Genomic DNA, 13,048 nt, shown 5'->3' with positions numbered 1-13,048 from the left:
TGTCCGCCCCGGGCTCATTCTCCCTGCCCAGAAGGCCGGTCGGGAAACTGGCTTGACGACCGGCTAGTGAACAACCTACCGTGCCGACGGTCGATAAACTAGCCGGGCGACAAGTAAGTGAGCCGCCCCACGGCACCACGCTCCGCCCGCACCACCCTCCGGGAGACCCCACCTCATGTCACAGTCCAAGACCGCCGGCCCGGTGCCGGAGGGCAAGACGGCCGAGGAGGAGCAGCCGCGGTCACCGCGCGAGATCCGCCTCGTGATGGTCGGCCTGGTCGTCACCATGCTGCTGGCCATGCTCGACAACCTGATCGTCGGCACCGCGATGCCGACCATCGTCCACGACCTCGGCGGCGCCGAGCACCTGTCCTGGGTGGTCACCGCGTACACCCTGGCCACCGCCGCCTCCACCCCGATCTGGGGCAAGCTCGGCGACATGTACGGCCGCAAGGGCACCTTCCTCACCTCGATCGTGATCTTCCTGGTGGGCTCGGCGCTGTCCGGCCTGTCGCAGACCATGAACGAGCTGATCGGCTTCCGCGCCGTGCAGGGCCTGGGTGCCGGCGGTCTGATGGTCGGCGTCATGTCGATCATGGGCGCGCTCGTCCCGCCGCGCGACCGCGGCAAGTACCAGGGCATGTTCGCCGCGGTGATGGCCCTCGCCACCATCGGCGGCCCGCTGGCCGGCGGCTTCATCACCGACCACCTGAGCTGGCACTGGACCTTCTACATCAACCTGCCGCTCGGCGTGATCGCGCTGGCCGTGGTCGTCGTCACCCTGAAGCTGCCGAAGGTCCGCAGCAACGCCAAGATCGACTACCTGGGTGCGATCCTGCTCACCACCGGCATCACCTCGCTGGTGCTGATCACCACCTGGGGCGGCCAGCAGTACGCCTGGGGCTCCAAGGAGATCCTCGGTCTGGCCGCGCTCGCCATCGCCTCGCTGATCGGCTTCTGTTACGTGGAGCGGCGGGCCCAGGAGCCGATGCTGCCGCTGGACCTGTTCCGGAACCTGAACTTCACCCTGGTCTCGATCATCGGCTTCATCGTCGGCTTCGTGATGTTCGGTTCGACCGTCTTCCTGCCGCTCTACCAGCAGACGGTCCAGGGCGCCTCGGCGACCAACTCCGGGCTGCTGCTGATGCCGATGATGTTCGGCATGCTGATCATCTCGCTGGTGGTCGGCCAGGCCGTCACCAAGACCGGCAAGTACCGGATCTTCCCGATCATCGGCACCCTCGTGATGACCGGCGGCCTGATCCTGCTCTCCACCATGGGCACCGAGACCAGCAGGTTCACCTCGGCCTGCTGGATGGTCGTGCTGGGCGCCGGCATGGGCTTCCTGATGCAGGTCACCATGCTGGTCGCGCAGAACAGCGTCGAGCTCAAGGACATGGGCGTGGCCAGCTCCACCGCCACCCTGTTCCGCACCATCGGCGGTTCCTTCGGTGTCGCGCTGTTCGGCGCGCTGTTCAACAACCGGGTGACCGACACCATGAAGGAGCGGCTCGGCGAGCAGGCCGTCACCGGTGGCGGCGCGCAGGACCCGAGCCAGATGACCATGGACGACCTGCGCAAGCTGCCCGAGGCCGTTCAGGACGCCTACCACCACGCGGTGTCCAACGGCATGCACACCGTCTTCCTGTGGGGCGCCGGCGTGGCCGTGATCGCGATCGCCGCGGCGGTGTTCCTGCGCGAGGTGCCGCTGCGCGGGACCGGCAAGGACGAGAAGCAGGCCGAGGCCTCGCTGGAGGCGGCGGCCGTCTGACGGCTCCGCCCCGTACGGCGCCCCCGGGAGGTTCCCCCTCCCGGGGGCGCCGTCGTTCCGGGGGCGGGCGGCTGCACGGGGGGCGTGGGGGGCCACGGGGCCGGGCGGGGGGCCTGGCGGGGGCCGGGCGGGTTCGGCGCGGGAGGCGCCCGCTACTGGGGCAGCCGGTAGACGCCCTGCTCGACCGGCTCGACCAGGCCGTCCGCCACCAGGCCGTCCAGCGCCCGGGCCCGCTGCACGGCGTCCGGCCAGACCGCATCCAGCCGGGCCTGCGGCACCGTCCCGTGCGCCTCGCGCAGCACCGCGAGCAGCTTGCCGCGCACCTGGCGGTCCGTGCCCTCGTAGGACTGGCCGCGCCGGGCCGGGCCCTCGTACGGCGGGCGGCCGGCCCGCTGCCAGGCGCAGGTGGTGAACAGCGGGCAGTCCCCGCACTCCGGGCCGCGCGCGGTGCAGACCAGCGCGCCCAGCTCCATCACGCCGACCGCCCAGGTGGCGGCCGTCTCGGCGTCGTCCGGCAACAGCGCGGTGGCGGTGCGGCGCTCGGCGGCGGTGGTGGCCTGGGCCGGGTACTCGACGCCGGTCACCGCGCGGGCGAACACCCGGCGGACGTTGGTGTCCAGCACCACGTGCCGCTGGCGGAAGGCGAAGGAGGCGACGGCCGCGGCGGTGTACTCCCCCACCCCGGGCAGCGAGAGCAGGGTGGCATGGTCGTCCGGGACCTCGCCGCCGTGCTCCTCGGTGATCGCCACCGCGGCCGCGTGCAAGCGCAGCGCCCGGCGCGGGTAGCCCAGTCGGCCCCACATCCGGACGGCCTCGCCGGGCGCCTCGGCGGCGAGGTCGGCCGGGGCCGGCCAGCGGGTGAGCCAGGCCTCCCAGGCGGGCAGCACGCGCTTGACCGGGGTCTGCTGGAGCATGAACTCGCTCACCATGACCGCCCAGGGCGTCGCGTCGGGGGCACGCCAGGGCAGGTCCCGCTTGCTCGCCTCGTACCAGTCCAGGACGGTCGAGTGGAACAGCGGCAGGGGCATCGGCGGCCGGACGGCGCCGGCGGCGGGGGCGGTGATGGCAGTCATGGCCCTTCGATCCTCCCACGCCCGCCGACCGGGCCGAAGTGGACCGGGGTGGTCCGGATCACCCCCGGGACCCGCCGGAAATCGTCCGGTCGGGGCTCGCTCGAACGGATCAAATGGCGGATCATGTGAAAGAAGGGGCGACTGTGCGGTGTTGGTGAGTCAATCGCCACACACAGTCTCGTAGAGTTTGATCGTGCCTTCTCTGCGTCAACCAGTCGGACCACTGCCGGCCTCGATCTACTGGCGTCGGCGCGTCGTCGTGCTCGTCGCCGTCGCGGCGGTCGTCGCGCTGATCGCGTGGCTGATGATCGATCAGGGCGGAGGGGGTGACGGCAGCTCACAGGGCAAGGCCGCACAGGCCGTTCCGTCCGAGTCCCAGAACCAGACACCGGTCCCGGCCATCACGCCCGGCACCTCCCCGAGCGGCCCCGCGGCGCGCCCGGGCGGCGGCAACGGGGGCGGGCCGGTGGCGGGCGGCGGCGGAACCGAGGTCAACCTCAGCGGTGGCACCGGCGCCGGCGCGGCCAACCCGGCCCCCGGTGGCGGCGCGGCGCCGGCCACGGGCGGAGGCACCGGTGGCGGCGGCGGTACGGGCGGGGCCGCTCCGGCGGTCAACACCCCCGAGATCATGGCGCTGCCGGTCTGCGCCTCCTCCCAGGTGGCGCTGGAGCTGGCCGGCACCCAGAACTCGTACCAGCCGAAGGACAAGCCCCGGCTGGCCCTGACGGTCAAGAACTCCTCCGGCAGCAACTGCCGGGTGGACCTCGGCCGCACCGCCTCCGTGATCACGGTGAGCGGCAGCAGCAACGACCGGGTCTGGTCCTCCGGCGACTGCCCGGCCGACAAGGGCAACATCTGGGTGCAGCTCGGCGCGAACGGCAGCCAGACCGAGACCTTCACCTGGGACCGCAGCCGCAGCAAGCCGCAGTGCGCGACCGCCGACCAGACGCCGCCGCCGGCCGGCACCTACGTGGTGCTCGCGGAGCTCACCGGGGTCGCCGGGGACAAGGTCTCGGCCCGGGCCTCGATCCGACTGGACGGCTGAGCACCGGTCAACTCCCCTCGGAGCCCTCGTCCGCCGCGCGGCCGGGGGCTCCGTCGTGCTCCGTCGCGCTCTGTCGTGCTCCGTTCGCACCCCGTCGTGCCCCGGGGTTGCCGGCAAGGTGGGGTGGGGATGTGCGACGGCCCCCGGGGAGGTGCTCCCCGGGGGCCGTCGCCGTGTTCGTCCGGCGTCCGTACGGCCGCGCGTGCGGTCAGACGTAGCGTTCCAGGATGGACGATTCGGCAAGGCGGGACAGGCCCTCACGGACCGAACGGGCGCGGGTCTCGCCGACGCCCTCGACGGTCTGCAGGTCGTCGATGCTCGCGGCGAGCAGCTTCTGGAGGCCACCGAAGTGTTCGACCAGGCGCTCTATGACCGTGTTGGGCAGGCGCGGGATCTTCGCCAGCAGGCGGTAGCCGCGCGGCGAGACCGCGGCGTCCAGCGACTCCGGCGAGCCCGAGTAGCCGAGCGCCTTGGCGACGGTCTGGAGGTCCAGCAGCTCGGCGTGGGTGAGCGCCTCCAGATCGGCCAGCACCTCGGTGACCGTCCGGCCCTTCTTGGCGGCCCGCTCCGGGAAGTAGTCCCGGGCGACCAGCTCGCGCTCCGGCTCCACGCCCGCGATCAGCTCGTCCAGCTGGAGCGAGAGCAGCCGGCCGTCGATGCCGAGCTCCAGCACGTAGCCGGCGATCTCGGTGGCGATCAGCCGGACCATCTCCAGGCGCTGGGCCACGGCGGTGACGTCGCGGACCGTCACCAGGTCCTCGATCTCCAGGGCGGAGAGCGTGCCGGCCACCTCGTCCAGGCGGAGCTTGTAGCGCTCCAGGGTGGCCAGCGCCTGGTTGGCGCGGGACAGGACGGTGGTGGAGTCCTCCAGCACCCGGCGGGTGCCGTTGACGTACATCGCGATCAGCCGCATCGAGTGCGAGACCGCGACCACCGGGTAGCCGGTCTGCCGGTTGACCCGCTCGGCGGTGCGGTGGCGGGTGCCGGTCTCGTCGGTGGGGATGGTCGAGTCCGGCATCAGGTGCACGCCGGCCCGGACGATCTTGGTGATGTCCTTGTCGAGCACCACCGCGCCGTCGAGCTTGCACAGCTCACGCAGCCGGGTGGCGCTGAACTCGACGTCCAGGACGAAGCCGCCGGTGCACAGGGACTCGACGGTCTTGTCGAAGCCCAGCACGATCAGACCGCCGGTGTTGGCCCGCAGGACCCGCTCCAGGCCGTCACGAAGCGCGGTACCGGGCGCGATGGCGGTGAGGGAGGCCCGCAGCAGGGCCTCCTCGCGGGAGGCCTTGTCCGCCCCCCGGTCGCTGGCTGCCACGTGACTCCTCCGGTCGACCCGTGCCGCGCGCCTCACGCCGTGCGCCGGTCCGCGGTCTGTTGCTCTGTCGCTCAGTACCGCTCGGTACTGCCTTCTGGCCAATGAGACTGGGGAAAGTCTAACTGTGTGTGGCCTCGGCAGGGCTTGGGTCAGCGCAGTTCGTCGGAGTCGAGCGGCTCCCAGCCGTCCATCAGCTCCTCGGGGTACGCCGCCGGACGCTCCGCGCCCCGGGCGGAGCGTGGGGCCGGCGGCGCCGACGGTGCCTCACCGCGCTGTTCGGTGCGCGGCTTGGCGGCGGAGCGGCGGCGGCCCGGGATGGCCCGCAGCGCCTCGCCGATGTCGGCCACCTCGACCACCTTCATGCCCGGCGGGACCTTGCCCGGGTCCGGCGGGACCAGCGCGTGGGTGAAGCCCAGCCGGTGCGCCTCGGCGAGCCGCCGCTGCACCCCCGTCACCCGCCGCACCTCGCCCGCCAGGCCGACCTCGCCGATCGCCACCAGGTTGCTGGGCAGCGGGGTGTCGGTGGAGGAACTGGCCACCGCGAGCGCCACCGCGAGGTCGGCGGAGGGCTCCGTCAGCTTCACCCCGCCGACCGTCGCGGTGTAGATGTCCTGCTTGCCGAGCTTCACCCCGCCGTGCCGCTCGACCACGGCCAGGATCATCGCGATCCGGGGGGACTCCAGGCCCGAGGTGGTGCGGCGCGGGGAGGGGATCTGCGAATCCACCATCAGCGCCTGCACCTCGGCCACCAGCGGGCGCTTGCCCTCCAGGGTGACGGTGAGGCAGGTGCCCGGGACGGGCTTGTCACGCCTGGTCAGGAAGAGGCCGGACGGGTCGGCCAGGCCGACGATGCCCTCGTCGTGCAGCTCGAAGCAGCCCACCTCGTCGGTGGCGCCGTAACGGTTCTTGACCCCGCGGATGAGGCGCAGCCGGGCGTGCCGGTCCCCCTCGAAGCTCAGCACCACGTCCACCAGGTGCTCCAGCAGGCGCGGGCCGGCGATCTGGCCGTCCTTGGTGACGTGGCCGACCAGCAGGGTGGCCATGCCGCGCTCCTTGGACGCCCGGATCAGCGCGCCCGCCACCTCGCGGACCTGGGCCGGGCCGCCGGGGGCGCCGTCCAGCTCGGCGGAGGCGATGGTCTGCACCGAGTCCAGGATCAGCAGGCCGGGGTTGACCGCCTCGATGTGCCCGAGCACCGCGCCGAGATCCTGCTCGGCGGCGAGGTAGAGGTGCTCGGAGAGGGCGTTGATCCGGTCCGCGCGCAGCCGCACCTGGCCGGCCGACTCCTCGCCGGTGACGTAGAGCGTGCGGTGCTGCGCGGTGGCCGCCTTGGCGGCGACGTCCAGCAGCAGGGTGGACTTGCCGACGCCGGGCTCGCCGGCCAGCAGCACCACCGCGCCGGGCACCAGGCCGCCGCCGAGCACCCGGTCCAGCTCCGGCACGCCCGTCGAGCGGGCCGTCGCGACCTGGCCGTCCACCTGGGCGATCGGGCGGGCGGGCGCGCTGACCGGGCCGGCGGCCGTGGTGCGGATCGGCACCGCGCCGTACTCCTCGACCGTGCCCCAGGCGTTGCACTCCGGGCAGCGGCCGACCCACTTGGGCAGCTGGTTGCCGCACTCGGTGCAGCGGTACGCCGGGCGGGGCTTGGCGGTGGTCTTGGAACGCGGAGGCATGCGGCCCACCGTAGCGCCTGGGTCCGACAGTGCCCGGGCGGACGGCGGCGGGGCCGTCGGCCCGGCTGTTCGGCGGGCTGTCGGCGGGCTGTCGGTGGGCTCGCGGTGCGGGGAAGGTGCGTCCGGCCGCGCGTCCGGCCGTGTGTCCGACCGTGGCATCCACACAGATGGGCGATGTTGTTACCCGAAAGAAGTACATACGCCTCGAATGGTCGGGGTCAGCCGGCCGCGTTCTCTACGGTCGGACGGGTGACGACGAGAACTGTTGGGCAGGCCGGGGCGGCGCGGGCCGCATCCGCGCTCGCGGCGTACGACCGGCAGGTGGACGGCCTGTTCACCTACTGCCTCTCGGTGCTCTGCGAGCACGAGGCGGCCGCCGACGCCCTCGGCGAGGTCCGCGAGCTGGCGCGGCTGCACGGCGCCCGGCTGGCCGAGCCCGGGCTGCTGCGCGCCTGGCTGTTCTCGCTGGCCCGGTACTGCTGCCTGCGCCGGCTGGCGGGCGGAGGGGCCGGGGCGACCGGGGCGGGCACCGGGCGGGCGGCCGAGGCCGAGGGGGGCCGGGCCGGGGCGGGTGAGGCCGAGGCGGCCCGGCGGCGGCGCGAGCTGGCCTCACTCGCCTGGCCCGAAGCCGCCGGCACCGACCCCGAGCAGCGCGAGGCGCTGGAGCTGTCCGTCCGACACCGGTTGACCCCGCTGGAGGTGGCGGCGGTGCTGGGCCTTCCGTTCGAGCGGACCCGCGCGCTGCTCGCCGGGGCCGAGGCCGAGGTGGCCAGGACCAGGGCGGCGCTGCTGGTGCTCGGCGTGGGCAGCTGCCCGGAGCTGGACCGGCTCGGCGGGGCCGGAGCGGAGTCCTGGCGGGACTGGGTGCTCGGCCCCGCGCTGCGGCGGGAACTGGTGCAGCACGTGGTGGACTGCCCGACCTGCCGGGGGACGGCGGAGCGGGTGGCGGCGAGCCGGGCGGCGGAGGGCTCGGCTGGTTCGGCGCGTGCGGTCGGCTCGGCGGGGCTGACGCTGCTGCGGGCGCCCGCGGTGGCGGGCCGGGAGGTGGCGCTTCGGGAGGTGGCCGGCCGGGCTGCGGAGCCGGGTCCGCGGTTCGACCAGGGCGGCTTCCCCCGGCACCGGGCGCCGGACGCGGGGCGCGGACTGGCGGTGCGGCGGCGGGTGGTGACCACCGGGGTGCTCGCGGCCGTACTGGCGGCCCCGGTGATCGCGCTCTGGGCCGGGCACCGGGGCGGTGGCGGGTCGGGGCCGGGAGCCTCGGTGTCGGCGGTGCGGGTGGACGAGGCCGGCCGGGCGGGCGGCCGGCGGCCGCAGCCCGCGGTGGACGGCCCGGCGGGGCCGGGTGCGTCCGGCATGCCCGGGACGGAGCTGGCGGGGACCGGGGGCGGGCTGGTCTGGGGCGGTGTCGGCGCGGGCGGTTCCGGCACGGGCGGTACCGGCACGGGCGGTACCGGCACGGGCGGTGCAGAAACGTTGCTTCCCGGATTTCAGCGACTCAGTTTCCAGGGCGCGGTGATCCCGGTCCCGGCCCACGGCGCGGCCCCGCTCGGCAGCCCGACCCTGGCCGCCGCACCGGTCCCCTCGGTCGACCGGGCCTCCACGACGGACGCCGGCGGACCGGCCACGGCCGGGCTGCTCACCGTCGAGGCCGGCGAGTACGGCAGCCGGACTGTCCTCACCCTCACCAACTCCGGCACCACGGAGATCCGTTGGCACGCGGTGACGGACGCCGGCTGGCTCCGGCTCAGCCGCGACTCCGGCACCCTGGCGCCCGGCCAGCGGATCACCGTGATCGTCACCGTGGACGAGGACCAGGCGCCGGCCACCCACTGGACCGCCCGGATCGCGCTGCCGCCCTCGCAGGCCGTGGTCACCCTGGAGGGCGGGCCGCACAACCGCGGCGGCGCCACCTCCGCCCCGGCCGATCCCTCGCCGTCCTCCACACCGGCGCCGACCGGTCCCGCCACCGCCACCGCCTCCGCGACGGCATCGCCCACCCCCGCACAGACCCCCACGACACCACCCGCCTCGGACGCCTCACCGCATCCGACGGCCACCGCAACCGCCTCCCCGTCGGCCCCGAACTAGGCGGAGCCGTCGCCGGATCGACTGCGCGAGACGTCGACCCGGCCGACTCCCCCAAAGCCCCGGACCAAGGACGGGGCCGGGCGTCAGACGCGGTGGATCGGGGGGATCTGGTAGGTGCCGTCCAGGACCGGGGGCTCGGGCTGGTAGATGCGGAGGATGGGGCGGAACTCGGCGGGTGGGGTGGGGAGCCAGTTGGCGGCGGCGGTCGGGTCCTCGGGCTGGTCGTGTTGGAGGGTCAGGGTGAGGGAGCCGTCCTCGCCGTAGACCAGGCCGGGGGTGCGGTCGCCGATCGAGTAGCGGTCGATCGGGTTCTCGACCAGGTGGTAGTCCGGGACGGAGTACATCGTGATGGACCAGAACGCCCCGGTCGGGGGCGGCTGGTCGAAGTGCAGGGTGTAGTTGTGGAGGCCGGTGAGGGGCCGGCCGTCGGAGTCGTCGTAGGTCATCGCGTACGAGGCCTCGTACGCGTGGTTGCCCCAGAGGCCGGCCCGGGCGGCGGCGGCCCGGCTGAGGTAGGCGGCGCGGCGGTCGGGGATGCGCCACTCGGGGTCGTCCAGGGTGCCGGGGCCCAGGTGGTCGGTGTTGTAGTCGAAGAGGTGGAGCGCGCTGCGCCACTCGCCGGGCGGGTGGTCCTCGGGCGGGCGGCTGGCGTCCTCGACCCGTTCGCGGCCGGCGGCCAGGCCCTTGGCCAGTGCCAGCGTCCACTCGGGGGCGGCGGCCCGGTACGGCGAGGCGCCGTCGTCCAGCAGGCCGAGCGGGGCGAAGCGGCGCTGGTACTCGATGTCGGCGGTGGCGGGTGGGAAGGCCTGCATCCAGACCCGCAGCCGTTCGAAGAAGGCCAGCCGCTCGGGGACTGCCTCGTCCGGCTCGGGCAGTCCGGCGGCCAGGCCGCCGGGTTCCAGCGGCTCCAGTTCCAGGGCGGCCTGGAGGGCCCGGACCCGGGGCAGGTCGTCCGGGCCGGCGCAGGCGAAGCGGCCGACGAGGGTGCCGACGGTGGTCGGCAGCTCGATCACCCGGCTCGGGTCCGGTGGGGTGCCGTGCCAGTCGGGCGGGACGATCAGCCAGGTCTGCGCGTCGGTGCCGGTGGCCCGGCGGCCGAGGTAGGCGACGTTGTCCGTCCAGGCGTCGATGATCTGCAGCACGTAGTAGGCGCCCTCGGTGTCCGGGACGCGCAGCACCTGGGGGCCTTCGGAGAGGTCGAGCTGGGCGATCGAGTAGATCGTGTCGTTGTTGACCGAGACGAAGCGGTCGGCCGGACCGGCCAGCCGGGTGGCGTGGCTGATGTGGTTGAACGGCGCCGCCGGCAGGGTGCCCAGGCCGCCCCGGGCGAAGCGCTCGACCATGGTGAGGCCGGCGACCAGCGGGTAGCCGTAGACGTACGCGTCTGCGGCCAGGGCCTCCAGCTCTGGCTGGTTCATCACGGGTCCTTCGTCCGGGGCGGGCACCGGGCCGGGGTGCGGTCGCCGACCGCGGCGCGGGCGGCACGGGCGCACAACTGGCACAAGCCGTACAGATCGGATGCTAAGGCGGCCCCGGAGGCGCGGCACGTCGGACCGGACGCCGTTCGGCGCCGCCGACCCGACATCTGCCGACCGCTAATCCGGGTGTACGGGCCGGGCGGACGAGGCAGGGTCTTCGCCATGAAGATCCTCCTGCTTGGGGGCTCGTCCTTCCTCGGACGGGCCTACGCTGCCGAGGCCCTCGCCCGGGGCCACCGGGTCACCACCTTCAACCGCGGCCGCAGCGCCGCCGACCTGCCCGGAGTCGAGGCCGTCCGGGGCGACCGCGACAGTGCCGAGGACCTCGCCCGGCTGGTCGACGGCCGCAGCTGGGACGCCGTCGTCGACACCTCCGCCCAACAGCCCGCCCAGGCCGCGCTCAGCGCCCGGCTGCTGCGCGAGCGGGCGGGCCACTACACCTTCGTCTCCTCCGTGCACGCCTTCGCCGACTGGCCCGCCCGGGTGGTCGACGAGGACTCCGCGCCGCACCCCTGCCCCGCCGACACCCCGCCCGGCCAACCGCCCGGCAACGCCCTGAAGGCCGGCTGCGAGCGCGCCGTGCTGGCCGGATTCGGCACCGAGCGCGTGCTGGTGCTGAACAGCGGGCTGCTCGTCGGTCCGTACGAGTGCGGAGGCCGGCTGCCCTGGTGGCTGGAGCGGATGGCCCGCGGCGGGCGGGTGCTCGCGCCGGGGGATCCGCGGCGGACCATGCAGGTGATCGACGTCCGGGACTTCGCCGCCTTCGGGCTGGACCTGCTGACGGCCGGTACGGCGGGGCGGTTCATCACCACGGCACCGCCCGGCCGGCTCCGCTTCGGCGAGTGGCTGGAGACCTGCCGGGAGCTGGCGGGTGCCGCGGACACCGAGCTGGTCTGGGTACCGGACGGGCCGCTGCTCGCCGAGGGGCCGGACCAGGTCAGCGCGTGGACCGAACTCCCCCTGTGGGCACCGGATCTGCCCGAGCTGGCGGGCGTCTGGCTGGCCGACACGAGCCGGGCGGAGGCGGCCGGGCTGCGCTGCCGGCCGTTCGCCGAGACGGCGCGGGACACCTGGGAGTGGCTGCGGGCGCGCGGGCCGGCCGAGGACACCGACGCCGAGGGGCGCAAGGGGCAACCGGGGGCGGCGGTGCGGCATGGCATCGAACCCGCCAAGGAGCAGCGGCTGTTGGCGGCCTTCGGCTGACGGCGGGCCGCCTCGGAGCGCAGACGCCCCGGGGCGCGGCAGGAGTGGGAGGTCGGCCCTGCCGACTTCCCACTCCCGATGATGCTTCCGAGCAGCACGGGTAGCGGGCGCCCGCTCAGTGCGTGCGGCGGGTGACCAGTTCGGCGAGCGTCAGCAGCTCGTCCGCCGCGGCCGGCTCCGGCACCGCGGCGGCCAGCTGCGCCATCGCCGCGGCCATCCGCTCACAGGACTCGCCCTGCGCCCAGCCGCGCCCGCCGGCCGCCTCGACCGCCGCCGCGCACTGCGCCAACTCATCGGCGTCCAGCGGGCGTTCGATCGCGTACAGTTCGGCCAGCCGCTTGCCCTCGGCGGTGCCGGAACCCAGCGCCGCGACCACCGGCAGCGACTTCTTCCGGGCGACCAGGTCCGCGCCGACCGGCTTGCCGGTGACCGCGGGATCCCCCCAGATGCCGATCAGGTCGTCGATCAGCTGGAAGGCCAGGCCGATCTCCCGGCCGAAGCCGTCCAGCGCCTGGGCCGCCTCCTCGGAGGCGCCGCCGTACAGGGCGCCCATCGCGCAGGCCGCGCCGAGCAGCGCGCCGGTCTTGGCCTCCGCCATCGCCAGGCACTCGGGCAGCGAGACGTCGTTGCGCCGCTCGAAGGCGCAGTCGATCTGCTGGCCCTCGCAGAGCTCGACCACGCAGTCCGCGAGCCGGCGGATCGAGCCGTGGGCGGCCGGGTGGCCGTCCTCGGCGAGCAGGCGCAGCGCGAGGGAGTGCATGGCGTCCCCGGCCAGGATGGCCTCGGTGGTGCCGAACACCCGCCAGGCGGTGGGCCGGTGGCGCCGGGTGTCGTCGCGGTCGATGACGTCGTCGTGGAGCAGGGTGAAGTTGTGCACCAGCTCCACCGCGGCGGCCGCGGCCACGGCCTCGTTGGGCTTGCCGCCCAGGGCCTGGGTGGCGGCGAGGACCATGGCCGGCCGGATCGCCTTGCCGGCGGAGGCCTCGGCGGGGGTGCCGTCCGCCTCCCACCAACCGAAGTGGTAGCCGGCCACCTTGCGCATGGTGCCGGGCAGCGAGTCGACGGCGGCCCGCAGGACCGGATCGACCAGGGCGCGGGTCCGGGCGAGGATGTCCGCCGCCTCGTGCCCCTCTTTGTGGTCCCGCTCCAGCGTGGGACTCGTCATGGGTGTTTCCCCCTGTCGGGCGCCTGTCGTGGGACGGCCCGCCGACGGCGGGCCGGGGTTGCGCTGCGGTGCCGGGCGCGGTCACGCACCGCCCATGGCCGCCCTCGGGCGGGGGCGGGCCTGGCCGGTACGCGCCGGTGCGCACCCGGGCGCGGGGGGGGGGGGGGGGGGGGGGGGGGGGGGAAAGGGGGGGGGGGGGGGGGGGTCGGGCCATCGGAAAGGTAAATCGATGTG

The 13,048-nt window shown here is 74.5% G+C and carries 9 protein-coding genes; 4 read left to right on the top strand and 5 right to left on the bottom strand.

Annotated elements, in window-relative coordinates; all coding sequences use genetic code 11:
- Window positions 1–175 precede the first annotated feature (175 nt).
- The gene (locus ACZ5OX_RS09080; RefSeq protein ID WP_465629357.1) at window positions 176–1,771 is read left to right on the top strand and encodes an MDR family MFS transporter; all 1,596 of its coding nucleotides are present in this window, start codon (window positions 176–178) and stop codon (window positions 1,769–1,771) included.
- A gap of 152 nt (window positions 1,772–1,923) precedes the next feature.
- Here ACZ5OX_RS09080 and ACZ5OX_RS09075 read toward each other — a convergent pair whose 3' ends face one another.
- Complete coding sequence (locus tag ACZ5OX_RS09075) at window positions 1,924–2,844, bottom strand: HhH-GPD family protein (RefSeq protein ID WP_465629356.1); 921 nt, start codon at window positions 2,842–2,844, stop codon at window positions 1,924–1,926.
- A gap of 193 nt (window positions 2,845–3,037) precedes the next feature.
- Here ACZ5OX_RS09075 and ACZ5OX_RS09070 point away from each other — a divergent pair, with 193 nt between their 5' ends.
- Entirely contained in the window at window positions 3,038–3,889 is an 852-nt protein-coding gene (locus ACZ5OX_RS09070) for a hypothetical protein (RefSeq protein ID WP_465629355.1), read from the top strand.
- 208 nt (window positions 3,890–4,097) lie between these two features.
- On the opposite strand, the gene disA is transcribed toward ACZ5OX_RS09070, so the two are convergent.
- A complete protein-coding gene (disA, locus tag ACZ5OX_RS09065) occupies window positions 4,098–5,156 on the bottom strand; it encodes a DNA integrity scanning diadenylate cyclase DisA (protein WP_270151163.1) in 1,059 nt (352 codons plus the stop codon).
- Window positions 5,157–5,356: 200 nt separating this feature from the next.
- Window positions 5,357–6,880 (bottom strand): DNA repair protein RadA, encoded by a 1,524-nt coding sequence (radA, locus tag ACZ5OX_RS09060; protein ID WP_392867822.1) that lies wholly within the window; start codon window positions 6,878–6,880, stop codon window positions 5,357–5,359.
- A gap of 249 nt (window positions 6,881–7,129) precedes the next feature.
- Between radA and ACZ5OX_RS09055 the strand changes: the two genes are divergently transcribed.
- Window positions 7,130–8,968 (top strand): RNA polymerase sigma factor, encoded by a 1,839-nt coding sequence (locus ACZ5OX_RS09055; RefSeq protein WP_465629354.1) that lies wholly within the window; start codon window positions 7,130–7,132, stop codon window positions 8,966–8,968.
- A gap of 83 nt (window positions 8,969–9,051) precedes the next feature.
- Here the strand turns inward: ACZ5OX_RS09055 and ACZ5OX_RS09050 are convergent, their stop codons facing one another.
- On the bottom strand, window positions 9,052–10,386 hold the full coding sequence (locus ACZ5OX_RS09050; RefSeq protein ID WP_465629353.1) for a DUF1254 domain-containing protein: 1,335 nt from the start codon (window positions 10,384–10,386) through the stop codon (window positions 9,052–9,054).
- 222 nt (window positions 10,387–10,608) lie between these two features.
- Between ACZ5OX_RS09050 and ACZ5OX_RS09045 the strand changes: the two genes are divergently transcribed.
- Window positions 10,609–11,649 carry an NAD-dependent epimerase/dehydratase family protein gene (locus ACZ5OX_RS09045; RefSeq protein WP_465629352.1) on the top strand — a complete coding sequence of 347 codons (1,041 nt, stop codon included), beginning with the start codon at window positions 10,609–10,611 and terminating at the stop codon, window positions 11,647–11,649.
- A 115-nt stretch (window positions 11,650–11,764) separates the two neighbouring features.
- Here the strand turns inward: ACZ5OX_RS09045 and ACZ5OX_RS09040 are convergent, their stop codons facing one another.
- Window positions 11,765–12,814 (bottom strand): family 2 encapsulin nanocompartment cargo protein polyprenyl transferase, encoded by a 1,050-nt coding sequence (locus tag ACZ5OX_RS09040; RefSeq protein WP_465629351.1) that lies wholly within the window; start codon window positions 12,812–12,814, stop codon window positions 11,765–11,767.
- Between the last annotated feature and the right edge of the window lie 234 nt (window positions 12,815–13,048).

The sequence above is a fragment of the Kitasatospora sp. NPDC032121 genome (genome assembly GCF_055580145.1).
The sequence above is the reverse complement of the archived record's forward strand: the minus strand, read 5'-3'. Positions and strand labels throughout refer to the sequence as shown.

What these genes read in the sequence shown, in the direction of transcription:
- ACZ5OX_RS09040 (WP_465629351.1), bottom strand. Translation starts at nt 12,814, where the DNA reads ATGACGAGTCCCACGCTGGAGCGGGACCACAAAGAGGGGCACGAGGCG.
- ACZ5OX_RS09075 (WP_465629356.1), bottom strand. Translation starts at nt 2,844, where the DNA reads ATGACTGCCATCACCGCCCCCGCCGCCGGCGCCGTCCGGCCGCCGATG.
- ACZ5OX_RS09045 (WP_465629352.1), top strand. Translation starts at nt 10,609, where the DNA reads ATGAAGATCCTCCTGCTTGGGGGCTCGTCCTTCCTCGGACGGGCCTAC.
- radA (WP_392867822.1), bottom strand. Translation starts at nt 6,880, where the DNA reads ATGCCTCCGCGTTCCAAGACCACCGCCAAGCCCCGCCCGGCGTACCGC.
- ACZ5OX_RS09050 (WP_465629353.1), bottom strand. Translation starts at nt 10,386, where the DNA reads ATGAACCAGCCAGAGCTGGAGGCCCTGGCCGCAGACGCGTACGTCTAC.
- ACZ5OX_RS09080 (WP_465629357.1), top strand. Translation starts at nt 176, where the DNA reads ATGTCACAGTCCAAGACCGCCGGCCCGGTGCCGGAGGGCAAGACGGCC.